At 40.5% G+C, this 25,084-nt stretch carries 21 protein-coding genes and 1 pseudogene; 4 read left to right on the top strand and 18 right to left on the bottom strand.

Annotation, left to right across the window (positions count from 1 at the left end):
- Positions 1 to 65: 65 nt before the first annotated feature.
- From lacD to L6410_RS02220, 7 genes are all read right to left on the bottom strand, one after another.
- The gene (gene lacD, locus L6410_RS02250; protein ID WP_237395748.1) at positions 66 to 1,067 is read right to left on the bottom strand and encodes a tagatose-bisphosphate aldolase; all 1,002 of its coding nucleotides are present in this window, start codon (positions 1,065 to 1,067) and stop codon (positions 66 to 68) included.
- Positions 1,068 to 1,137: 70 nt separating this feature from the next.
- Complete coding sequence (gene nagA, locus L6410_RS02245; protein ID WP_237396626.1) at positions 1,138 to 2,283, bottom strand: N-acetylglucosamine-6-phosphate deacetylase; 1,146 nt, start codon at positions 2,281 to 2,283, stop codon at positions 1,138 to 1,140.
- A 346-nt stretch (positions 2,284 to 2,629) separates the two neighbouring features.
- The gene (gene alr / locus L6410_RS02240; protein WP_237395744.1) at positions 2,630 to 3,733 is read right to left on the bottom strand and encodes an alanine racemase; all 1,104 of its coding nucleotides are present in this window, start codon (positions 3,731 to 3,733) and stop codon (positions 2,630 to 2,632) included.
- Positions 3,726 to 4,085 (bottom strand): holo-ACP synthase, encoded by a 360-nt coding sequence (gene acpS, locus L6410_RS02235; protein WP_172089522.1) that lies wholly within the window; start codon positions 4,083 to 4,085, stop codon positions 3,726 to 3,728. Before acpS ends, alr begins: the two co-directional genes overlap by 8 nt.
- Before the next feature lie 236 nt (positions 4,086 to 4,321).
- Positions 4,322 to 6,847 carry a preprotein translocase subunit SecA gene (gene secA, locus L6410_RS02230; RefSeq protein ID WP_024403624.1) on the bottom strand — a complete coding sequence of 842 codons (2,526 nt, stop codon included), beginning with the start codon at positions 6,845 to 6,847 and terminating at the stop codon, positions 4,322 to 4,324.
- Positions 6,848 to 7,301: 454 nt separating this feature from the next.
- Positions 7,302 to 8,183, bottom strand: a complete 882-nt coding sequence (gene scrK, locus L6410_RS02225) for a fructokinase ScrK (protein WP_024392549.1) — start codon at positions 8,181 to 8,183, stop codon at positions 7,302 to 7,304.
- A gap of 127 nt (positions 8,184 to 8,310) precedes the next feature.
- Positions 8,311 to 10,257, bottom strand: coding sequence for a sucrose-specific PTS transporter subunit IIBC (locus L6410_RS02220; protein WP_024392548.1), 1,947 nt, complete (start codon positions 10,255 to 10,257; stop codon positions 8,311 to 8,313).
- A 201-nt stretch (positions 10,258 to 10,458) separates the two neighbouring features.
- Between L6410_RS02220 and L6410_RS02215 the strand changes: the two genes are divergently transcribed.
- Positions 10,459 to 11,913 carry a sucrose-6-phosphate hydrolase gene (locus L6410_RS02215; RefSeq protein ID WP_237395741.1) on the top strand — a complete coding sequence of 485 codons (1,455 nt, stop codon included), beginning with the start codon at positions 10,459 to 10,461 and terminating at the stop codon, positions 11,911 to 11,913.
- Positions 11,894 to 12,859, top strand: a complete 966-nt coding sequence (locus L6410_RS02210; RefSeq protein ID WP_024392546.1) for a LacI family DNA-binding transcriptional regulator — start codon at positions 11,894 to 11,896, stop codon at positions 12,857 to 12,859. Before L6410_RS02215 ends, L6410_RS02210 begins: the two co-directional genes overlap by 20 nt.
- Positions 12,860 to 12,930: 71 nt before the next feature.
- Here L6410_RS02210 and nusB read toward each other — a convergent pair whose 3' ends face one another.
- The 5 genes from nusB to uvrA form a co-directional block, all read right to left on the bottom strand.
- A complete protein-coding gene (gene nusB, locus L6410_RS02205) occupies positions 12,931 to 13,353 on the bottom strand; it encodes a transcription antitermination factor NusB (protein ID WP_024391543.1) in 423 nt (140 codons plus the stop codon).
- Positions 13,343 to 13,735 carry an Asp23/Gls24 family envelope stress response protein gene (locus tag L6410_RS02200; protein WP_024396589.1) on the bottom strand — a complete coding sequence of 131 codons (393 nt, stop codon included), beginning with the start codon at positions 13,733 to 13,735 and terminating at the stop codon, positions 13,343 to 13,345. The genes nusB and L6410_RS02200 overlap by 11 nt, the downstream gene beginning before the upstream one ends.
- Before the next feature lie 27 nt (positions 13,736 to 13,762).
- The gene (efp, locus tag L6410_RS02195; RefSeq protein ID WP_024391541.1) at positions 13,763 to 14,320 is read right to left on the bottom strand and encodes an elongation factor P; all 558 of its coding nucleotides are present in this window, start codon (positions 14,318 to 14,320) and stop codon (positions 13,763 to 13,765) included.
- A gap of 62 nt (positions 14,321 to 14,382) precedes the next feature.
- Entirely contained in the window at positions 14,383 to 15,444 is a 1,062-nt protein-coding gene (locus tag L6410_RS02190; protein WP_237395739.1) for a M24 family metallopeptidase, read from the bottom strand.
- 108 nt (positions 15,445 to 15,552) lie between these two features.
- Complete coding sequence (gene uvrA / locus L6410_RS02185) at positions 15,553 to 18,378, bottom strand: excinuclease ABC subunit UvrA (RefSeq protein ID WP_172024985.1); 2,826 nt, start codon at positions 18,376 to 18,378, stop codon at positions 15,553 to 15,555.
- 832 nt (positions 18,379 to 19,210) lie between these two features.
- Here uvrA and L6410_RS02180 point away from each other — a divergent pair.
- Both L6410_RS02180 and L6410_RS02175 read left to right on the top strand, forming a co-directional pair.
- Positions 19,211 to 20,155 carry a magnesium transporter CorA family protein gene (locus L6410_RS02180; RefSeq protein ID WP_024391538.1) on the top strand — a complete coding sequence of 315 codons (945 nt, stop codon included), beginning with the start codon at positions 19,211 to 19,213 and terminating at the stop codon, positions 20,153 to 20,155.
- Between the two features lie 15 nt (positions 20,156 to 20,170).
- Positions 20,171 to 20,827 carry a DUF1129 domain-containing protein gene (locus L6410_RS02175; protein WP_237395737.1) on the top strand — a complete coding sequence of 219 codons (657 nt, stop codon included), beginning with the start codon at positions 20,171 to 20,173 and terminating at the stop codon, positions 20,825 to 20,827.
- Positions 20,828 to 21,369: 542 nt separating this feature from the next.
- Here L6410_RS02175 and rpsR read toward each other — a convergent pair.
- From rpsR to trpA, 6 genes and pseudogenes are all read right to left on the bottom strand, one after another.
- Complete coding sequence (rpsR, locus tag L6410_RS02170; RefSeq protein WP_002939250.1) at positions 21,370 to 21,609, bottom strand: 30S ribosomal protein S18; 240 nt, start codon at positions 21,607 to 21,609, stop codon at positions 21,370 to 21,372.
- A 32-nt stretch (positions 21,610 to 21,641) separates the two neighbouring features.
- Positions 21,642 to 22,136 (bottom strand): single-stranded DNA-binding protein, encoded by a 495-nt coding sequence (locus L6410_RS02165; protein WP_002942409.1) that lies wholly within the window; start codon positions 22,134 to 22,136, stop codon positions 21,642 to 21,644.
- An 11-nt stretch (positions 22,137 to 22,147) separates the two neighbouring features.
- On the bottom strand, positions 22,148 to 22,438 hold the full coding sequence (rpsF, locus tag L6410_RS02160) for a 30S ribosomal protein S6 (protein ID WP_024391536.1): 291 nt from the start codon (positions 22,436 to 22,438) through the stop codon (positions 22,148 to 22,150).
- 141 nt (positions 22,439 to 22,579) lie between these two features.
- Positions 22,580 to 23,569 carry a lipoate--protein ligase gene (locus tag L6410_RS02155; RefSeq protein ID WP_237395735.1) on the bottom strand — a complete coding sequence of 330 codons (990 nt, stop codon included), beginning with the start codon at positions 23,567 to 23,569 and terminating at the stop codon, positions 22,580 to 22,582.
- A gap of 134 nt (positions 23,570 to 23,703) precedes the next feature.
- Positions 23,704 to 24,303, bottom strand: a pseudogene (locus tag L6410_RS02150) (family 1 glycosylhydrolase); the annotation flags it as partial.
- Positions 24,302 to 25,084, bottom strand: coding sequence for a tryptophan synthase subunit alpha (gene trpA, locus L6410_RS02145; protein WP_237395734.1), 783 nt, complete (start codon positions 25,082 to 25,084; stop codon positions 24,302 to 24,304). The gene trpA and the pseudogene L6410_RS02150, both read right to left, overlap by 2 nt.

Here is a 25,084-nt window from a genome sequence, read left to right as displayed (position 1 = left end):
GTCATGAATCCTAAAAAATCCAGAGTTATTAAAAGCTCTGGATTTTTCTTATTAAGCTATATGAATTAGTTCACTTCAACCTTTTCAGTCCATGGACTTGCTGTTGTTACAAGGACGTCATTTAATTCTTCAACATTTCGGCGACCTTGATCTGCTAACCAAGCCTTAGCAGCTTCTTCACCTTCTTTGGCAAAAATAGCCACTGCATCTTTCCATGTCGCACGACCACAGAGCACACCATTAAAGGTCGAACCTGATTCTTTTGCAAAGACAAGAGTTTCTTGGAAAAGTTTAGCTGAGACACCTGCACTCAAATATATAAATGGCAAATGAGTAGCTTCCGATTGCTCTTTGAAATAGGCTCTTGCTTCGTCTGCAGTATAAACAGGTTCTTCGCTTGTATAGCCTTCGACAAAATTCATATTTACAGGGACTTCTACCTTAAGAACATCTGCATTATACCGTGGTTTGCTGAATTCACGCATTGCACCGTTTACCTTATGAGGTTTTAAGCTTGCATACTCCCGTGAAGTTACATCCATGTCACTTGCATCATAGGTTAGAATTTCTACAAAATAAGGAATATCTTCCGCAATACATTCACTACCAATCCGTTCAACCCAAGCATGTTTAATATCATTAATTTCAGGTTTGTCGTCTACGTCATAGTACAACAAAATTTTAACCGCATCTGCACCTAATTCTTTGATACGTTTTGCTGACCAATTTGGAAGAAGATCTGGTAAACGTCCTGGTGTCGAAGCATCATATCCGGTTTTTTCATAGGCAGCGATAAACCCACAATCTGCATGACGCAGTTCAGACGCAGGCACTCCATACTCTGCATCAAGAAGAATGGAACTGGCGTATGGGGTTAGTTCGCTAGAAATGACTTTTTTGAAGTCCACCAAAATGTCATCACCAAAATCTCCACCACCAGCGGCTGCTGCCAACAACCGTTTCAAGGCACCTCGTTGGTCAATCGCTAGTGCTGCGATAACCTGATTTTCATTTGACAAGCGAGTCATATGTTCAAACTTAGCTTGTGACAGTTGCAATTTTGTCATTAGAATCCTCCTTAAGAATATATAATAGATAATTATTAACCAAGTTTTTTAACATGATTTTTTCGGTTGATTAGCCGAATCGTTTCACACCATCTAAATAAGTAGCTTTCAGATGTCCTGCATCATCTACTACAATAAAATCAGCTGCACGACCTTCAGCAATTTGGCCACAAATATGATCAATATTGACAGAACGTGCTGGTGCTAATGAAGCCATACGTAATGCATCGGGAAGGCTGACCAATCCCCAGCTCACCACATTTTGTACAGCTTCAATCAATTCCAAAATAGAACCTGCCAAACTTCCACTTTCTTTGAGGCGAGCCGTTCCATCTTTAACAATGACTTCAAATTCCCCAAGTCTTGATTCGCCCTCGCCCATACCTCCGGCTCTCATACAGTCAGTGATTAGAACTGTCTCTTCTGCTCCACGGGCCTTAACCACAATTTCCGCTGCCGCTGGATGAACATGATGTCCGTCACAAATCATTTCTGCATAAACATCATGTAAACTTAAAGCTGCACCGACCATGCCAGGTTCACGATGATGTAGTCCACTCATACCATTATAGACATGTACAAAAATATTAGCACCTGCTTCAACCGCAGCCTGCGCTTGAGCAAAGGTTGCATCACTGTGTGCTAAAGCGGTATGAATAGCTTTGCTATTTGCAAATTCAATGAATTCTTTAACTCCTTCTCGTTCCGGAGCAATAGCAATCTTATTCACCAAACCATTCGATAGACTATGCCAGTGGTCTAACTTCTCAATAGAAGGATCACTCATATACTTAGGATTTTGAGCTCCCTTGTATTTTTCTGTAAAGAATGGCCCTTCCAAAAAGATACCTTGAATTTTAGCCCCTGTTTCTTCACCTGCATGTTGACCAATCGTTTCACAGACAGCATCTAAATTTTCAGTCGAATCTGTCAGTGTTGTCGGCAACCAAGAAGTAACACCACAGGCTAGCAAGCCATCTGAAATAACTTTAATTCCTTCAAAATCATTATCCATCACATCATGTGACGCATAGCCGTGGATATGGGTATCCACCAAGCCCGGTGCGATATGATAGTCTGAGTAATCTATTATTTTTCCATCTGGTTTTTCGGTAAAAATATGACCGAACCGCCCATCATCAGTAATTTCCAAATATGCATCAACTTTCTCACTATCTGCAAGAATAATTGATTTTGCTTTGATGTAGCTAACCATAGTGGCCCCCTTATATTTCATATATATTTTCTTAAACTGGTTATAACCATATATGATTATATTGTAGACCGATTCTCTTTTAATGTCAAGTAATTACCAGCATTCATTAGACCTCAATCATCAACATAAAGTACTATAGGTACTTTCTTTGGTATAGATATCCATTTGTCTATTACCACTTCCACTCATTAATACATGTAACATCAGATTATGACACATTTTAGAACCATGAGTGTGACATTCCCTCAGTCAGGAGATAGAGAACAAAAAAATCTATCATTTTCTGGTAGATTCGCTTACCACCGGAAAATGATAGATTTTTTGATTAAAAGTTGATTTATTTATCTTATTGATGTTTACGAGGCAAACGATCTGTCAATAAACATACAATCTCATAATTTATCGTACCAATATAATCAGCCCATTCTTGAACCGTTATTTCCTTGTCTTCTTCACGGCCTATCAAGGTTACTTTTGTTCCAACTTGATATGATTTCGGCAAACGGATCGTCATTTGATCCATGGAAATACGTCCAATAATTTCACAATATTGACCATCGACCAGAACATGGAAACCTTGGAGTCTTCGCACTACACCATCAGCGTATCCAACAGGAATAGTACCTATCCACTCAGTCTCTGAACTCTGATACGTTGACCCATATCCAAGAAAGGTACCTGCCTCGACTTGCTTAACATGTACGAGTTCAGAGTACAATCCCAGTGCAGGTTGGAGCTCAAATGGTAGTGTTAAGGTACGTCCACTAGGATTTAGACCATACAGAACATCCCCTAATCGAACCATGTTAAACACCGTATCTGCATGCCAGATACTTGTCGCTGAATTACTTGCATGAATCCAACGAGGCAATTCCGGTAACCTATCTAACCATTCCTTAAAACGTGTCAATTGCTCGCGGAAGTAATGTGCATCTTCTTCATCTGCTGTTGCAAAATGGGTAAAAATACCCTCAAATTCAAGATCCATCTCACTCATAAGATCAAGCACTTTCTCCAACTCAGACCAGTCTCTGAATCCAATTCTCCCCATTCCAGTATCTAGTTTAACATGAACAGCTAAACCAGCTAGATCCTGACCAGATGCTTTAACCAGCTCTAACCACTCTAAACTTGCAAGAGTGACACTGATATTTAACTTCAATGCTAAATGCAGATCGTCAACAGGTATAACTCCCAAAATCAAGATTGGGTGCTCTATTCCAGCCTGACGTAATTCGAACGCTTCATCCAAGTTTGAAACACAAAAACCTGCTACTTGGCTCGCTAACCGTCGAGCTACTGCAACAGCACCATGTCCATAAGCATTTGCTTTAATAACTGCAAATGCCTGTGTCTTTCTAGGCAAAGGTTCAATCACTTGTTCAAGATTAGCTGCTATAGCATCTAATTGAACCTCTATATAACTGGGTCGATGGTCACTTTCAATCATTATTTTCCTCCAAAATCACGCTTGCTTGTACAAATTCTCCAGAATGACTAATGCTCAGCCAAATTTTTCCACTAAACGGACTCTTCGCAATGTAGGGAGCCCCTTGGCGATTATTTAATACTTCAATATCTTGAAAACCCACTGTTCCAATACCGACTCCTAATGCCTTAGAAAATGCTTCTTTGACAGCCCAACGACCAGCTAAATATTCCAACTGTCGTCGCCCTTGCAAATCCTGATAGCGTTCAAATTCTTTTGCAGTCAGTACTTTTTTTGGGAACCCCTGATGTTTTTCGCGAGCACGCTCGATAGCCTTTATATCTTGAAGGTCAATCCCATGTCCAACAATCATGAATCGTGCTCCTTCTTTATACAATATTTTAAATACTTCAAAAGACTGGACAGCCGTCCAGTCCTTCATTCATCCCTAGACCTTGTATTCACCGGTCATACTTCCATCTTAGAACTAGTTTCTAAGTCAGTCATCGTTCGTTTTTTCAAAATACAGGAGTATTCCAGTCAAAAAACTGCCTTGATGAGCGAAAACTATTTCTTAAATAAAAGCAGATTACTTGTGAATACAAGTTCTTATTTACGGCCGTGACAATTTTTAAATTTCTTACCAGACTGACATGGACATGGATCATTCCGATCAACACCTTCAAATGAAACAGCATCTTTAGTTTGGACAGGTTGGTTTGGCATAATGTTCTTAACTGCCGTTGTACGTGATTCTTGTACTGAGCGTTCCCGTTCAATATTGTCATGAATCTGCGCTTTCATCATGAGTCGTGTAACTTCAAACTCAATTGCACCAATCATATCATTAAACATTGTAAAAGCTTCTGATTGATATTCTACAATTGGATTATTTTGCGCGTAGCCACGTAAGCTCACCGCATTACGTAATTGATCCATTGCATCGATATGATCAGTCCATTTATTGTCTACAACACGTAGAATGAGTACCTTCTGGAATTCGCGAATTCGATCTTCATCACGAAGCTTCTTCACTTGTGAATCATAGACTCTCAAAGCTAGTTCATACAATTCATCAATGATTTCTTTTTTATTCATTGATTTAAAGGATTCCGCATGCAATGTACCATCTTCAACCAATGTTGTATGAGCAAACTTAATAATCCCATCAATGGCTTCATCTTTTGAACCCAAGAAATGACCTTCCACTTGACGCTCAATGGTCCGCTTCATCATTGCCTTGATTTCAGGTGCCAAATCACGATCCGCTGTAATCACATCTTGACGTTGTTTGTAGATGATTTCACGTTGTTCACGCATAACGTCATCATATTGTAGAACTTGTTTACGTGAATCGTAGTTATTTCCTTCTACACGTTTCTGTGCTGATTCAACTTGACGTGTGAGCATTTTCGATTTGATTACAGACTCTTCTTCTGACAGGTTCATACGTTCCATAAACACCTTGATCCGTTCTGAACCAAAACGTTTCATCAAATCATCTTCGAGTGATAAGTAGAACTGAGATTCCCCTGGATCACCCTGACGACCTGAACGTCCACGAAGCTGATTATCAATACGGCGACTCTCATGACGTTCTGTACCAATCACACATAGCCCACCTAATTCTCGCACACCAGGACCTAACTTAATATCTGTACCACGTCCAGCCATGTTTGTTGCAATCGTAACAGCCCCACGCTGACCAGCATTCATGATGATTTGAGCTTCACGATAATGGTTTTTAGCATTCAATACCTCATGCGGAACGCCTGCAGCAACTAATTTTTGTGAAATCAAATCAGATGTTTCAACCGCAACTGTACCAACCAGTACTGGTTGACCTTTTTCATAACGGCGCTTCACATCAGCGATAACGGCGTTAAATTTGTACTCTAAGCTTGGATACAGCAAATCTTCATGGTCAACACGAGCAATAGGTCGATTTGTTGGAATTGGTACAACACGGATATTATAGATTTCACGAAACTCTTCTTCTTCTGTCTTACCTGTACCCGTCATACCTGCCAATTTTTTATACATACGGAAGAGGTTTTGGTAAGTGATCGAAGCACTGGTCTTCGATTCATTTTGAACAGGCACACCTTCTTTAGCTTCGATTGCTTGGTGTAGACCATCAGAATAGCGACGACCTTCCATGGTACGTCCTGTAAATGGATCGATAATCATGACTTCTTGATCTTCATTTACCAAATAATCAACATCATAGGTCATGATGTAATTAGCACGAAGGGCATTGTCTAAGAAGTGAGTGATGGCTACATTTTCAATGTCATATAGATTATTTAATTTGAAGAATTTTTCAGCCTTATCAATACCTGTATCAGATAAACCAATTGTTTTTGAAGGAACGTCAATAATATAGTCTTCCTTATCCAATGATTTAACCAAGTTATCCGCCAAGAAATATAATTGATTTGTTTCAGAACCTTGAGGACCAGAAACAATCAGTGGGGTACGAGCTTCGTCAATCAGGATAGAGTCCACTTCATCGACCAAGGCATAGTTTAATGGACGTTGCACCATATCCTCTGCACGAACGACCATATTATCTCTAAGGTAATCAAAACCGATTTCTGAGTTGGTAGAGTAGGTAATATCGCAGTTATAGGCTTCACGTTTTTCTAGCGGTGATTTAGCGGCCAGGTTAATTCCGACTGATAGTCCAAGCCAAGAATATAACTCACCCATTTCGGTCGCATCACGGGTTGTCAAATATTCATTTACCGTAACTACGTGAACACCTTTTCCTGAAAGGGCGTTCAAATAAACAGGCATAGTCGCAGTCAACGTTTTCCCTTCACCAGTACGCATTTCTGGTACATCACCATTGTGAAGAACAATCCCCCCCATAACCTGAACTTTATATGGATAGAGACCTAATACACGTCTAGCTCCTTCTCGAACAACTGCATACGCTTCATACAAAAGATCATCTAAGGATTCTCCCTTGCTGTAACGTTCTTTAAATTCAGTAGTCTTTGCTTGCAATTGCTCGTCACTGAGCGCAGCCATTTCATCAGCATAAGAAAATACTCTGTCTGCCATTTTTTCAAGTTTTCTTTGCTCTCCCTTGTCATTTTCAATGAGAGAACGAAGCACATTTGTTACCATACTGTTCATCCTATTTTCTCGTTTTAGTTCAATAATATATTATACCTTGAATATGCTGTTTTGGCAAGAATACGGCTAAAAGTCAATAAAATAAAGAGAGTTTATGAAAACCAAAAAAATAATCAAAGAAAAATAAGCTCAAATTAGTTCATAACACAACATTTCAAAGTTATTTAACTATCCTAATACTTGCCTGTCTAAATATGTAAATTTTAATATTGAAACACTTGTACTTTGAAAAGTCACTTATATTTTTTGCATACCTTAAAATGGGAAAACTAACTTTCACATTCTATATAGAATATCCAGTCACTAATACTCAATGAAAATCAAGTCAATAAGGTCTGTTTTACATTTCGAAGAGTATAAGATTTATCTTTCCAACATATCTTTTTATTCTGAAAAAATAGCAACCCTCTCATTAACAGGGTTGCCATTTCAACTTATCTCACTTTTATTTTTCAGATACTTTTTTTGCTAAGGCAAAATTACCAAGAGTTGCAGAACCATTTTCAGCAACAGCTGGTGTTACGATATATTCTTTGACATCTGGTGTTGGGAGATAATCGTTCATCAAACCGACAAACTTCTCACGTACACGATTAAGCATGTGCTCTTGAGCCATAACTCCTCCACCAAATACAATTACTTGCGGACGATAAAGCAAGGTTGCCTGTACGGCTGCTTGAGCAATGTAGTAAGCCTGCACATCCCAAACGTCTGAGTTGAGCTCGATCAATTCCCCACGAATACCTGTACGGCCTTCAAGAGAAGGACCTGCAGCTAAGCCTTCCAAACATCCATTGTGGAATGGACACATCCCTTTAAATTCATGTTTTACATCGTATGGGTGTAGGGCAACGTAAGTATGACCAGCTTCGGTATGACCTAATCCACCGATAAATTCACCATTCTGAATAGCACCTGCACCAATACCTGTACCGATTGTATAGTAAACTAAGCTCTTTACCCCTTTACGAACCAATGTTTCACCAAAAGCTGATGAATTCACATCTGTCGTGAAGTAGAATGGAATGTTAAATTCCTTAGCAATCAGACCAAGTAAATCAATATTTGACCAATGTGGTTTTGGGGTTGAAGTAATGTACCCATAGGTCTGAGAGTTTGGGTCAATATCGATTGGACCAAATGAACCAATAGCAATTCCTGCCAACCGGTCCTCATAGCGTTTGAAGAATTCGACTGTTCGTTCAATCGTTTCATAAGGAGTTGTCGTAGGAAATTGCGTTTTTTCAACAACTTGGAATTGTTCATCTCCTACGGCACAAACAAACTTTGTACCACCCGCTTCCAAGCTACCATATAATTTTGTCATGTGATGTTCTCCAAAAATTTTGTCACTAGTATTATACCATAGAAACAAACAGAGGAAAAAGGCTATTCCACCTTTTCCCTACTCTTTGTTCAATATAACTAAGATTCCTTAAAATCGGTTCACGATCTTATTTAGCTACTTTCAAGAAGTCTGCTCCGTGAGCAATGGTTCCTTCAGCAAGTGGTGAAACTTCAGCAAAGTCTGCTGTATTTGTTACGATCACCATCGTAGTATCATCTAGACCTGCTTCAGCAATTTTCGCAGCATCGAATTTAGCGATTGGAGTACCAGCTTTTACTTTATCGCCAGCTACTACTAATTTTTCAAATCCGTTACCGTTCATTGAAACAGTGTCAATACCAATATGGATAAGAATTTCAGCACCAGAAGCTGTTTTCAATCCGTAAGCATGACCTGTTTCAAAAGCAATTGTTACTTCTGCATCTGCTGGTGCATAAACAACACCCTCAGAAGGTTTAACAGCCAAACCTTTACCCATAGCTCCTGATGAGAAGACTGGGTCATTAACATTTTCAAGAGCAACTACATTACCTGAAAGTGGAGAAACAAGAGTTTCTTGTGCAGTAGAGATTTCTGCAGTTTCTTCAACTTCTTCTGAAGTTTCAACTACAGACGCTGTCACTGCTGCCGCAGCTGCTGTTGCTGCTTCATCAGCGAAAACTGCTGATGCTTTTGTCTTGCCATAAACGTAAGTAAAGGCAAAGGCTGCAGCAAAAGCAATCACCTCAGCAACTACATACATTGGGATAGACGATGCTTTGATTGAGAGGAATCCAATGAAACCAGCTGCTCCAAGAGATACAGCGATAACATGAGTCAAACCTGCAAAGAGGGCACCGATAGCTGAACCGGCAAGAGCACAGAAGAATGGGAATCTGTACTTCAAGTTAACCCCGAAGAGGGCAGGTTCTGTAATTCCAAGAAAGGCAGAAACTGCTGCTGAACCGGACAAACCTTTTGTTTTTGCATTTTTTGTCAAGAAATAGATAGCAAGAGTTGCAGCACCTTGCGCAACGTTAGCCATTGAAGCAACTACAAAGATGTAGTCTCCGTATCCTGTACCATTATTGTTGTAAGCAGACAATAGTTGTGTCTCGATGGCAGGGAATGATTGGTGAAGACCAGTCATTACGATCAATGAGTAAGTACCACCAAAGATACTCATACCCAGCGCACCAGTTGTATCGTACAACCAAACAATTGCGTTAGTAATCGCATCAGATACAGTCAACATCACAGGACCAATGACTGTAAATGTCAAGAAACCTGTAATCATTACTGACAATAATGGTGTGAATGTAAAGTCAACTGCTGATGGCAACTTCTTGTGGAAGAATTTTTCAAGCGTCGCAAGAAGCCATACTGCTGCAAGAACTGGAATAACCTGATATGCATAGTTTGTTTGAGCTACTTGGAAACCCAAAATATCCCAAAATGCTTCTTTACCACCCAAATCTGGAGTGGTCATGATCATACCAATAGCCGCACCGAGGAATTGGTTTGCACCAAAGCGTTTCGCAGCGGAGATACCTACAAGGACTGGCAAGAACATGAATGGAGCTGCTGACATCAACTGAATCATCGCAGAAACACCCTGGATAGCAGGATACATTTCCTCAATTGATTTTGGACCAAATAAATCTGGAGAAGTCAAGAAGTTACGAAGCGCCATCAATAGACCACCAGCAACGAGAGCCGGAATGATTGGCACAAAGATATCTGACAAGAGCTTGATCAAGTCCATCAATGGATTGAACTTCTTATCTTGCGCTGCAATCTGTTTCAAATCATCTGTTGAAACTTCTTTTAAGCCTGTAGCCTTGATGAGCTCTGCATATACAAAGTTTACATCACCAGGTCCGATGATAACTTGATACTGACCATTCGTACTGAATGTCCCTTTGACATCTGCATTGTCATCGAGTGCTTCTTGGTTCACTTTGGATTCATCCTTCAGAACCAAACGAAGACGAGTTGCACAGTGTGCTGCCGCAACTAGATTATCTTTCCCAACCGCTTCGATCACTTCGGCAGAAACTTTTTTATAATCCATTTACAAAAATCTCCTTTTTGTATATTTTTGTTTTTGAAAGTGTTTTCAAACTTTCGATGCTTTAATTATATCATTTTCCAGCTATATGTCAAACGTTTATCATATTTTTTTTCGAATTTATCAAAACCACTGTTAAAACTTGATTTTTTGCAAGAAAACGTTTACTATATTAATTGAAAAAATAGAATTTTGGAGACAATTATGACATTCACAACTGAGGAACGTTACAGAGCTTACGCTGACTGGACACCCGAATACATTGAAAAAATTAAAAAGAATACTGAAAGTTCACCTTGGAGAACCAACTTCCATATCGAAACACCGCATGGACTCTTGAACGACCCCAATGGGTTCTCTTATTTTAATGGAAAATGGACCTTGTTTTATCAATACTTTCCTTTTGGTGCAGCCCACGGCCTAAAATCATGGGTACATACTGAATCAACCGATCTGGTTCATTTTGAAGAAACAGGTACAGTCCTTTATCCAGATACTCCTTTAGACAGTCACGGCGCTTACTCTGGCTCTGCCATGGAATTTGGCGACAAGCTCTTTCTCTTCTATACTGGAAATGTCCGCGATGAAAATTGGGTTCGCCATCCATACCAAATCGGTGCCTTGATGGACAAAGATGGTAAGATTGAAAAGATTGATAAAGTCTTGATTGAGCAACCAGAAGATACCACTGACCATTTCCGTGATCCACAAATTTTCAACTATAAAGGGCAATATTACGCTATCGTCGGTGGACAAAATCTGGATAAAAAAGGAATTGTCAAACTTTATAAAGCTGAAAATAATGACTACCTCAACTGGTCCTATGTTGGTGACCTAGATTTTGCCAATGATACGACCGCTTATATGATGGAATGTCCGAATATTGCTTTTGTTGGTGAGCAACCCATCCTTCTCTACTGTCCTCAAGGTTTGGACAAAAAGGTTTTGGACTACGGCAATATCTATCCAAATATGTACAAGATTGGTCAGAGTTTCGATCCTCAGACAGCTACTATTGTAGAACCAGGTGAATTGACCAATTTGGACTATGGTTTTGAGTGCTATGCAACCCAGGCCTTTAATGCACCAGACGGTCGAACACTCTCTGTAAGCTGGTTGGCTCTTCCTGATGTGGAATACCCAACCGATGCTTATGACTACCAAGGCTGTCTGTCATTGGTTAAAGAATTAACCATCAAGGACGGTAAGCTCTACCAATATCCAGTCGATGCTATTACCAGTCTTCGTAAAGAAGCTCAGCCATTTTCAGCCCAAAAAGAAACTAATAATGTTTACGAATTGGAACTTGACTTCTCAGCTGGAAACAAGCACGAACTAGTTCTATTTGCAAATGAAGAAAAGAACGGCTTGATCCTGACAGTAGATACAGAAAACGGTCAGATTACCTTAGACCGAGGCAACTGTGGCAAGCCATTTGCTTTGGAATTTGGGACAACTCGTTCATGTGAAGTTGAACCTGGAGCAATAACTGCAAATATCTTTATCGATAAGTCAGTCTTTGAAATTTTTATTAATAAAGGAGAAAAAGTATTTTCAGGCCGCGTCTTCCCAGATGCCGATCAAAACGGAATTGTCATCCGAACAGGGGCACCGACTGGAACCTACTACCACTTAGATTATGGTCGCAAAACTAACTGATGTAGCACAGTTAGCTGGGGTTAGCCCCACTACTGTCTCACGCGTTATCAATAAAAAAGGATACCTTTCTGAAAAAACCATTCGCAATGTTGAGGAAGCCATGCGTGAACTAGGTTATAAACCGAACAACCTGGCACGTAGCTTACAAGGTAAATCCGCAAAATTAGTTGGTCTCATCTTTCCAACCATCAACAATATTTTCTATTCTGAGCTAATAGGACATCTAGAAAAAGAACTTTTTGATCGAGGTTATAAAACCATTATTTGTAATAGCCAACATGAATCCGATAAGGAACGTGAATATCTAGAAATGCTGGCAGCAAACCAAGTTGATGGTATTATTTCAGGTAGTCACAATTTGGGAATTCAAGACTACGATCGCGTCGTCGCACCAATTATTGCTTTTGACCGCAACCTCTCTCCTTCCATTCCCATTGTCTCTTCTGATAATTTTGCTGGCGGGATATTAGCTGCCCAAACCTTACAAAAAGCGGGATGTCACAATCCATTAATGATTACGGGAAATGACGACTCTAATTCTCCAACTGGACTACGACAAGTAGGCTTCACTTCTATTTTAGATGAAGCTAAAGTTTTTAAAATCGCAAGCGACTTATCCCCAGTAAGAAAAGAAATGGAGATTCGCTCAATACTTGAAAAATACAAACCAGATGGCATTTTTGTTTCTGGCGATGCGACAGCTATGCTGGTTTGGAATGTGGCTCGTTCTTTAAAATTATCCATTCCAGAGGATATCAAATTAATTGGTTATGACGGTACGAGCTTTATTGAGAGTTATTATCCTCAATTAACAACCATCAAACAGCCATTGGTCGAGATCGCACGGTTGTTAGTTGATTTACTGATTGATAAGATTGAGGGAAAGAAACTCCCAAAAACAGACTATATTTTACCAATCACCCTTTTAGCTGGGGCGAGTGTATAAAAGAGACTGTACTTGAGTTGAGATCAAGTACAGTCTTTTTCACTTTTCATTCTACAATAAAAGAAGAAACCTTATTTGGCTTCTTCTTTTATAAACTGGCTTAGTACACCGTTGACAAATTTAGCAGATGCATCATCTGAAAATTCTTTGGCTAGTTCAACTGCTTCATTGACTGCAACACGATCTGGCGTTTCTTCAAAATATAAAATTTCAAATAATCCTAATCGCATGATATTCTTATCAATTAAAGTCAAACGATCCAAGGTCCAGCCTGATTTTAGTCGAGTGGATAATTCTTTATCCAACTCCTCACGATAATCCGCTACACCATTGACAAGATTAAGAAGGAAAAGTGGAATTTCAATTCCTTCTTGCTCATCTTCTTTATCATAAAGGTAAGAAAACTGAGCAGCTTGAACGGGTTCTTGTCCAAATTCAAGCGATACGATTGCCTGCAACGCACATTTCCGCAAGGCATGTCTATTATTCTTCATCAAGGAAATCCTCTCCGAATAAATCTTTCAATGCTGGTTTTGGTGTCTTATCAGGAACAATGCCATTGACATGGATATTGACAGCATCAACTTGTACATCTGCATAATTTAGAACTGCTGTTTTAACAGCACGTTGAATATCCATAGATACGGCAGGTACATTGACACCATACTCTAAATAAACATAAATATCTGCTGTTACTCGACCTTCTTCATCCGTCTCAAGGTAAATTCCTTTATTTAGAGATGTTTTTGACCAGCTATCTGCTACTCTTTTATTCTGGAGGGAATGTACCCCATCCACTTTAGCGGCAGCAATGCCTGTAATTACTTCAAGAACGCGTGGCGCAATAACAATTTCGCCCTGATATTCTACTGTCATAGGCTCTCCTTTCCTAAGAGGAAACGCTTAAGCGCGTGAAACGTATGTTCCCTCTGCTGTATTAATAACAAGTTTTTGACCTGCTTCAATAAAATCTGGTACGTTAACAACAAGACCAGTCTCCATAGTCGCTGGCTTACCAGAACCTGTCACTGTTGCACCTTTGATAGATGGTTGTGTTTCAGCAACGACCAATTCAACAGTTGTTGGGACAGTGACACCAATCACTTCTGTTCCATAGAATTGAATTTTTACATCTGAGTTTTCTAAAATGTATAGTAATTCTTCTTGGATTGTAGCTACTGGAATTTCATATTGATCATACGTTTCAGTGTTCATGAAATAAGCAGTGTCATCCATTTGGTAAAGATATTGAGCTGGAACAGTCTCGATAATAGCTTGTTCAAATTTTTCATCTGGACGGTAAGTTGTATCGAAAGTAGATCCTGTACGCACATCACGCAACTTCATACGCATGATTGTATTTCCCTTACCAGGTTTGTGATGACTTGCTTCCAAGACCTTAATCAATTTGCCTTCCGCTTCAAAGGTCATACCTGCTCTAAGTTTACTTGCTTCAATCATTTGAATGTTTACCTCTTAAAAATAATTTATTCGTTTTATTTTACCATAAATCAGCAAATTTCTCAAATGACAATCAATTCTTTTGGAGCTAGCGTCAAAACTTCACACCCTGTTTCAGTGATTAATAAGTCATCTTCAATCCGGACACCATATTTGTCATCCAAATAGATACCCGGCTCATCCGTCAAGACCATACCTGCCTTGATAGCTTCGTCAGATTTTCCAAAATACGGATACTCATGAATATCTAAACCGATACCGTGACCGATGCCATGTGTAAAGTTGGCTCCGTACCCCGCCGCATTGATAATCTCACGAGGAATAGCGTCAAACTCGCGGTAGGTGACTCCTTCCTTGGCTTGCTCAATTAAAGCCTTATTGGCCCGCAAGACCACATCGTAAATCTCACGCTCTTGATCTGTCACATGACCGATATGGATGGTCCGTGTCATATCGCTGACATAATGTTGGTAATAGCAACCAAAATCCAGCGTCAAGGTCTCACCAGTTTGGATAACCTTTTCAGATGCTCTTCCATGAGGCATAGCAGAGCGGTAGCCAGATGCCACGATAAACTCAAATGATCCCCCTTCTGCACCTAGTTGACGCATGCGATGGTCAAGGAAATGATTGATGTCCATCTCAGTCGTCTGACCTGGTTTGATAAAGTCAAGAACATCAATAAAAGCCTGATCCGAAATTTGACATGCACGGCGAATGGTCGCAATTTCTTTTTCATCCTTAATCATGCGCAAGTCTTCGATAAAGTTTGACATAGCAACCAGTTGATATTCCTCAAAAATGCTGGTCAGACTTTGATAGAAACCATAGGTCACCTCGCTATCAAAACCAATGGTTTCAACCCCATCTTCCTTAATCACCTTTGCAATCTCTTCAAGGGCAAAACGGCTCTCGATAATATCAAAACCTTTTACTGATGCCTTGGCTATCAAGGTATAACGCGAATCAGTCACAAACAAGCGACGTTTGCTACTGATGAACACTGTCGCCTCCGTTCCCCAAAAACCGGTTAAATAATAAATATTATTTTGCCCTGTCACTAAGATTCCGCCAACCTCTGATTGAGCTAATTTTGCTTCAAATTTCCCAAGTCTTTTTTGCATCCTACACCTCCGAAGATTTTGTAACTATTATAGCAGAAATGAAGATAAATACCAATAAATTCTTAGCAGGACAAGCAAAAAGCCGCTAGAGCGACTTTATTAACTTGCTTATTTCAACTTCATTTTCAGATATTGGCCTGTGAAGCTAGATGGATTTTGAGCAACTTCTTCTGGTGTTCCTGTTGCGACAACAGTACCACCACCAATACCACCCTCTGGTCCCATATCAATAATGTGGTCAGCTGTCTTAATCACATCCAAATTGTGCTCAATGACCAGAACAGTATTACCGTCATCGACAAAGCGGGCCAAGACCTTGAGTAACTGGGCAATATCCTCGGTATGCAGGCCAGTCGTTGGCTCATCCAGAATATAGAGAGATTTACCAGTTGATCGCTTGTGAAGCTCCGATGCCAATTTCATCCGTTGGGCTTCACCACCTGACAGGGTTGTCGCAGGTTGTCCAAGAGTAACATAACCCAAGCCCACATCTTGAATGGTGCGGAGCTTCCGTTCGATTTTTGGAATATGTTTAAAGAATTCCACCGCATCATTGACCGTCATATCAAGGACCTGAGCAATATTTTTCTCCTTGTAGTGTACTTCCAAGGTTTCAGAATTATAGCGTTGACCATGGCAGACTTCACATGGGACAAATACGTCTGGAAGGAAGTGCATTTCAATCTTGATGATCCCGTCACCAGAACAAGCTTCACAACGACCACCTTTGACGTTAAAGGAGAAGCGTCCCTTCTTGTAGCCACGGATTTTCGCTTCATTGGTCTGAGCAAAGAGGTCTCGAATGTCATCAAATACACCTGTGTAAGTGGCTGGGTTGGAACGCGGTGTCCGTCCAATCGGGCTTTGGTCAATATCAATCAGGCGATCCAAATGTTCAATTCCAGAAATGGACTTGAACTTGCCTGGCTTGTCCGAATTGCGATTGAGTTTCTGTGCAATAGCTTTTTTCAAAATGGAATTGACCAAAGTTGACTTACCAGAGCCAGACACCCCTGTCACCGCTACAAATTTTCCAAGTGGGAAACGAACTGTTACATCTTGCAGGTTGTTTTCTTTGGCACCTATCACCTCTAAGAAACGACCATTTCCAACACGACGCTCTAAAGGAACTGGAATTTGGCGCTTCCCAGAAAGGTACTGGCCTGTAATAGACTTTTTATTTTTAGCAACTTGATCCGGAGTCCCGGAAGCAACAACTTCTCCACCAAAGACACCCGCACCTGGACCAATGTCAATCAACCAGTCCGCCTCACGCATGGTGTCCTCATCATGCTCCACCACAATCAATGTATTGCCCAAATCACGCATTTTCTTAAGACTAGCAATCAGACGGTCATTGTCCCGCTGGTGCAGACCAATTGACGGCTCATCCAAGATGTAAAGGACACCAGACAGGTTTGAGCCAATCTGAGTCGCCAAACGAATCCGCTGACTCTCACCACCTGATAGGGTCCCAGCTGCTCGGGACAGCGTCAGGTAGTTAAGACCAACGTTGTTGAGGAAAGTCAGGCGATCCTTGATTTCCTTGACAATTGGCGTAGCAATCGTCGCTTCATTTTCAGACAAGGTCAGATTTTCAATGACTTGCAAATGATCCGCTACGGATAAGTCAGACAACTGCCCGATATGAAGTCCCTCCTCCCCACCAACCTTAACAGAAAGAGCTTGGTCATTGAGGCGATAGCCGTGGCAGGTCCCACAGGTCAATTCATTCATGTAAGTCTTCATGACTGTCCGTGTATAATCACTATTGGTTTCACGGTAGCGGCGGTTTATATTCGTAATCAATCCTTCAAATGGAATATCAATATCCCGCACCCCACCAAATTCATTTTCATAGTGGAAATGGAATTCTTTCCCATCAGAGCCATTGAAAATCAGATTTTTTTCAACCTCAGTTAGCTGCTCGAATGGCGTATCCATATCTATCCCAAAGTGATTCATGGCCTGTTCCAACATTTGAGGATAATAATTCGATGAAATTGGATTCCAAGGGGCTAAAGCACCTTCACGCAAGGTCTTGCTGGCATCTGGGACTATCAAATCTGTATCCACTTCGAGCTTCATGCCAAGCCCATCACAATCACTACAAGACCCAAAAGGAGCATTAAATGAGAAAAGACGAGGTTCTAACTCTGGCACCGTAAAACCACAAACTGGACAGGCATAGTATTCGGAGAATAGCATTTCCTTGTCATCCATGGTATCGATGATAACATAGCCGTCTGCAATTCGAAGCGCTGCCTCAACCGAATCAAACAAGCGAGAACGAATGCCCTCTTTGATGACTATCCGATCGACAACAACCTCAATATTATGTGCCTTACTCTTTGACAACTCTGGAACTTCCGACACATCATAGACATCTCCATTGACACGGACCCGAACATAGCCATCCTTCTGAATTTTTTCAAAAATCGTCTTATGTTGCCCTTTTTTCTTACGTACAATCGGCGCCAAGATTTGTAACCGCTGACGTTCAGGCAATTCCAAAACCTCATCAACGATTTGTTCGACTGAAGATGCCGCAATTGCACCATGACCATTGATACAGTAAGGAACTCCGACCCGTGCATAGAGCAAACGGAGATAATCATTGATTTCAGTAGCCGTCCCCACTGTCGAGCGTGGGTTACGCGAGGTTGTTTTTTGGTCTATGGAAATAGCAGGGCTGAGCCCCTCTATGGAATCCACATCAGGCTTGTCCATGTTGCCCAAGAACTGACGAGCATAGGCAGACAAAGACTCCACATAACGACGTTGACCTTCGGCATACAAGGTATCAAAAGCCAAACTCGACTTACCAGACCCTGACAAACCAGTCACCACCACCAACTTCTCACGCGGAATGGTCACATCAATGTTTTTTAAATTATGGGCACGCGCCCCATGAATTACAATATTTTCTTGCATAATTTAAGATACAAAGCCCGTAAAACGCAAGGTGAAAATAGGAAATTCGACGAAGAGCGTTAACGCTCTAGGAGGATTTATCTTTTTCACACAGCGTTTAGGGCGTGTTCATTTCCTTTCTAATTATAAGTGCGTTCACAAGATAACTGGTGACGGTCGATTAACTCCGCGTCACCAGACGAAACTGCCTATGGGCAATTTCTATATCTTGTATTAGCTCGATTTTCAAAAAATATCGTTTTGAAAATCTCACGTCAAGAAACCGTATAAAACTCGACGCTTTTAGCACGCATTCAAATCCTTTCTTAAGATACAGAGGGCGTTGTAACAGTCTGGGAGACTGATACAATCGGGAAGTAGGGAAAACGCAGTTTTCCTCATTTCACCAACATCATTAGCACGTGTTCATTTCCTTTCTAAGATACAAAGCCCGTAAAACGCAAGGTGAAAATAGGCGGTAAGTCCGAAATCTTTGATTTCGAAGACGCACCCCCGTCAAGACAACTAGTGCTTTCACAGGTCGAAAGCCGAAGAAAGCACAGATGTCTACGACGCAGAAGCCAGTTTCCATGCTGAAACATGAGGCAACTAGTACTTTTTCACACCGCATTTAGCACGTGTTCATTTCCTTCCTCAAGGACTTTCATTAGTTGAAAGAGAAAAAGGTTTGGACTATAATTTTCAATCATTCAACCCCTTAAAAATCCGTACAACTTACTTATTAAACGTCTTCATATTATATCACATTTATTCAGAAAACCTTTCCGTTATGGTACTTTTTTGGTATAATAGAGGTTGCGTTAACGAATCAAATCAAAAGGAGGGCAAAGATATGAAACAGATTTTTCTATCAACAATGACTGATTTAGAAGAAATCCAAACCTTTGAACCAGGGGCTTGGATTAATTTGGTTAACCCCTCCCAGAGCGAATCTATGGAAGTAGCTGAGCACTACAAGATTGACATTGCCGATTTACGGGCTCCACTCGATGCTGAGGAATCTTCTCGTATTACTGTTGAAGATGACTATACACTCATTATCGTAGACGTCCCTATTTTGGAAGAACGGAATAATAAAACGTATTACATCACTATTCCGCTCGGCATCATTTTGACAGATGAAGCCATCATCACTACTTGTTTAGAAGAGTTACCATTATTTGAACAATTTATTCATCGTCGCATACGAAATTTCTTTACCTTTATGAAATCTCGTTTTGTTTTCCAAATTCTCTATCGTAATGCCCAGCTATATCTTTCTGCCCTACGTACAATTGACAGAAAGAGCGAAGAAATTGAAAAACAACTGCATGAAGCAACACGAAACGAAGAACTAATTGTACTGATGGAATTGGAAAAAACAATCGTCTACTTCAAAGCTTCCCTAAAAACCAATGAACGATTGGTTAAAAAACTGGCAAGTTCTACACGCTTACTTCGGAAATATGAAGAAGATGAAGATTTGTTGGAAGATACATTAGTCGAAACGCAACAGGCTATTGAGATGGCAGATATCTATGGTTCCATCTTGAATTCGATGACACATGCCTTTGCTTCCGTTATCTCAAATAACCAGAATACAATCATGAAGACATTGGCTCTCATGACCATTGTTATGTCTATTCCAACCATGGTATTTTCTGCCTACGGTATGAACTTCAAGGATAATATTATCCCATTTAATGATATCCCATATGCATTTTGGTGGATTATCCTATTTGCCTTTGCTATTAGCTTATCACTTACCTTCTACTTCATTCGTAAGAGATGGTTTTAACTTAAGGAGATGAATATGTCATTTACAGAAATCAACGGATTGACGAAGAAAAATCAAGAATTTATCCATATTGCTACTAACCAACTGATTAAAGATGGAAAATCAGATAGCGAAATAAAAGAGTTATTAGAAGAGATTCTACCGACTATCATTGAGAATCAAAAAAATGGTACTACTGCACGTAACTTGTATGGGGCACCGAGTGAATGGGCATCTAGTAAATCTACTTCTGCTAAAGAGAAGAATGACCAAGTAGAATACAATGAAAATCCATGGCTCATGTGGGTTGATTCTAGTTTGCTTATGTTAGCAATTATCGCTGGTGTCAATGGATTGATGAACCTCTTCGGTCAAGGTGCTCAATACGGTCTAGTTACTTTATTAGTCATTGGTTTTGGAGTCGGCGCTGGTATGTACTTTATGTACCACTTCGTTTATAGAGAGCAAATCAAAACTGGCCAACGCCCTAAATTATTGAAGGCCATCGCTTTCCTTGGACTCGCTACCTTGGCTTGGTCAGTCGTCTTCATTCTAGCTGCATTGATTCCATCATCACTCAATCCTATTTTACACCCTATTGTTACTATCCTTATCGGAGCAACAGCATTCGGTATTCGTTATCTTTTGAAAAAGAAATATAATATCCGCAGTGCTATGACACCTGTTCAATAAAAACAAAGCGATTGGATTTTCCAGTCGCTTTTGTCTATCTATACAGTCCAGCTATCAAATCATCTGATACTCAATGAAAATCAAAATTGCTCCAAAGGTTCGGGGAACCTTTGGAGGTTGGAAAAGGAAGCCATAGAAACAGTCTATCACCAGACTGGACCTCGCTTTTGCATTTCTTGGCTCGGGTTGAAACAGTCTATCACCAGACTGGACCTCGCTTTTGCATTTCTTGGCTCGGGTTGAAACAGTCTATCACCAGACTGGACCTCGCTTTTGCATTTCTTGGCTCGGGTTGAAACAGTCTATCCCCAGACTGTTTCAATCCACCAGACCATTACTCGTACTCAAATTTTCAAACTCAAGAAAAAACGGTCCACTCTCGCCGTTGCGCCTTTCCAGTTTCTAGGGCGCAAGCTAAAAAGACCCGTCAGGGTCTCAATTCGCCTTCTAATTTCCGAGCTCATGAAAAAACAGTCCATACTGTTATTGCGCTTTTCGCATTTCTAGAGCGCAAGAAAAAATCGCCACACAGGGCGATTTTTTTAATCTTCGTTTACGAATGGTAAAAGAGCCATAACGCGAGCACGTTTGATAGCTGTTGTTACTTTACGTTGGTTTTTAGCTGAAGTTCCAGTTACACGGCGTGGAAGGATTTTTCCACGTTCAGAAATGAAACGGCTAAGAAGCTCAGTATCTTTGTAATCAACATATTCAATTTTGTTAGCTGCGATATAGTCAACTTTTTTACGGCGTTTGAAACCGCCACGACGTTGTTGAGCCATGTGTGTTCTCCTTTATATTATTAGTTTCTGACCTAGAATGGTAGGTCATCGTCTGATATATCCATTGGATTGCTTGCTCCAAATGGACTTTCTTCTCGAGCGAAGTTCGGTGTAGATTGCGCAGGCGCTTGATAAGGCGAGTTATAATCATTGCCACCAGCAAAGGAATTACCAGCTGAATAACCGCCACCTTGGCCTTCACGGGCAGTACGGCTTTCCAATAGTTGGAAACTTTCTGCAACTACCTCTGTAACGTAGACACGTTGCCCCTGTTGGTTATCATAGCTACGAGTCTGAATACGACCTGTAACACCAATCAGCGCACCTTTTTTAGCCCAATTCGCCAAATTTTCAGCTTGTTGGCGCCAAATGACTACGTTAATAAAGTCCGCTTCACGTTCACCATTTTGATTTTTAAAATTGCGGTTAACCGCCAAGGTAAAAGTCGCAACAGCCTGGTTAGACGGAGTATAACGAAGTTCTGCATCACGGGTCATGCGACCAACCAATACTACATTATTAATCATAAAGTACCTTCTTACGCGTCAAGTTTGACAATCATGTGACGAAGAATGTCGCCGTTGATTTTTGACAAACGGTCAAACTCTTTAAGAGCTTCATCGTTGCTAGCTTCAACGTTAACGACATGGTACAAACCTTCGCGGAAATCTTTGATTTCGTATGCAAGGCGACGTTTTTCCCATGCTTTTGATTCAACGATAGTTGCACCGTTGTCAGTCAAGATAGAGTCAAAGCGTGCTACCAAAGCGTTTTTAGCTTCTTCTTCAATGTTTGGACGAATAATATAAAGAATTTCGTATTTAGCCATTGATATGTTCCTCCTTTTGGTCTAATGACTCATGGTCTAGCCACGAGTAAGTGAGGGATACTCACAGAAAATAATTATACCATAATATAGAAAATGTGCAAGTAAAAATACTTTACTGAAAACAATTTCACATTCAATAATCTATGCAACAATCGCTTTTGCGACTTCTTCTGTTGTCATACGCGAGAAATAATGAGTAGTATCAATCTCTTGAAGTTTAGCAAGTACATCCGCATATTCATAACGTGTACCAACTAGTAAGTCTTCAACATCAGCTACATCCCCAATACCGAAGAAGTCACCGTAAATCTTGATGGATTCGATGACAGATTTTTCAGCCTTGATATAGGTTGTGATTTTACCAGCCGGGTAACGAACGCTACGCTCCACAGTGTATTCTGGTGTTTGACCGTAGGTCCAATCCCATGTTGCAAACTGCGAATCACGGATTTCTTGGATTCGAGCCAAATCATCCTCAGTCAACACATATTCATCCATTTCTGGATATTCTTGCTTCATCTGGTTGAGGATGGCATCCTTGAACTCCAGAACGGTCATCTTCTCTGGCAACTCGTTGTTAATGTTGGTCACACGGGCACGAACGGATTTAACACCTTTGGACTCGATTTTGTCTTTGCTGACTTTAAGAGCACTTGCTAGGACAGACATATCAACATCAAAGAGCAAGCAACCGTGGTGCATCATACGACCTTTTGCATATGCTTGGGCATTACCACAAATTTTCTTGCCGTCAATTTCAAGGTCATTACGACCAGTAAAGTTAGCCTCTACGCCGAGTGTTGCAAGAGTATCGATAACGGGCTTAGAGAAAGTTTTAAAGTCAAATGCACCTTCTTCAGATTTATTTGAAATAATGGTGTAGTTGAGATTGTTTAAATCATGGTAAACCGCTCCACCACCGGACAAACGGCGAACAACATGGATACCATGAGCATCTGTATATTCCTTGTTAATTTCTTGGATAGCATTTTGATGCTTTCCAATGATGATAGCTGGTTCATTAATCCAAAGGATGAAAATTTCATCAATATCAGTTAATTCTTTGAATGCATAGGCTTCTAGGGCAATGTTGTAAGCTGGGTCATTGCTGTTATTTACGATATATTTCATGCAAAACTCCTTTATTGTTAACTAATTTTTATTATAGTGGAAACGATAACAAAAGACAAGTCCGAAGACCTGTCTTTCAAACATTATTCCACGTCAGCTCCATTTGTAGAGATGACTTTTTTATACCAATCAAATTATTTTTTCTTAGAGCGTTTGAGTGTGCCATTCCCCTCATTGTCACGGTCAACATAAATGAAGCCGTAGCGTTTTTTCATTTCGCCCGTTCCAGCAGACACTAGGTCAATACAGCCCCAAGTGGTGTAACCCAAGAGTTCTACACCGTCTTCGACAATAGCATCTCTCATTGCCAAGACGTGTTGACGGAGGTAGTCGATACGGTAATCATCTTCTACATAGCCATTTTCATCTGGTGTGTCAACTGCTCCCAGACCATTTTCAACCACAAAGAGTGGTTTTTGATAGCGATCCCATATGGAATTGATGGTAATGCGGAAACCGAGCGGGTCAATCTGCCAGCCCCATTCTGATGCGTCTAGGTAAGGATTTTTAATGGAAGCAAAGATATTGCCTGCTGTTTTTTCCTTCTCTACAGGATCTCCAGAAGCCACACGGCTAGAGTAGTAAGAGAAGGAAATAAAGTCCACCGTATGCTCTTTCAGGAGTGCTAGGTCTTCGTCGGTCATTTCAATCTCAATGCCTGCACGCTCCCATTTCTTCTTGGCATAGTTTGGATAATAGCCACGTGCCTGAACATCGATGAAGAAATAATTTTCACTTTTCAACTCCACATCCAAATGTTACTAACTTTTGAACATCATTTTGCTGTCCGTTAAACAAGCCTGCCACTATTTTTGATCCAACAATAACACCGTCAGAAACACGATTGAAACGTAGGATATCTTCTTGACTAGAGACACCAAAACCTGTAAGAACTGGCACAGGTGACAGTTCTGTTAATTCGTGCAAATGATAATCTAAATCATCTGTGTATTGGTTAGATTTCCCTGTGACCCCATTAATAGCCACAGCATAAACAAATCCTTGAGCATCTTGCACCAACTGCCTTTGTCTATCCTCATCAGTCGTCAAACTAACCAAACGAATCAGGCAAATATCTCTTTCTTGCAAATAAGCTTTCAAAATTGATTCTTGCTCATAAGGCAAATCTGGAATGATCAAGCCTTTGACACTCGTTTGTTCTAAATCATCAATAAATCGTTCTAAACCATATTGGAATACTGGATTAAAATACGTCATGATAATCAGAGGAACTTGACTAGCCTCCTCTTTCAATTTTTTGACTATGGAAGCTAATGTCACTCCCTTAGCTAGGCTTCGTTGGCCTGCGGCCTCGATAACAGGTCCATCAGCTACAGGGTCTGAAAAGGGTACACCTATTTCGATTGCTGAAACACCCGATTGTTCAAGGAATTGAATGGTTTCGAATAGCCCATCCAACCCCTGATTATGGTCACCAGCCATAATGTAAGGAATAAAAATTCCTTTTTGAGCATTCTTTAATTCCTGTAAACGAACTTGTAAGGTTTTGGTCAT

It is taken from the genome of Streptococcus parasuis (genome assembly GCF_021654455.1).
GTDB lineage: Bacteria > Bacillota > Bacilli > Lactobacillales > Streptococcaceae > Streptococcus > Streptococcus parasuis.
Note: the sequence above shows the minus strand (reverse complement) of the source record. Positions and strands in the feature narration are given on the sequence as shown.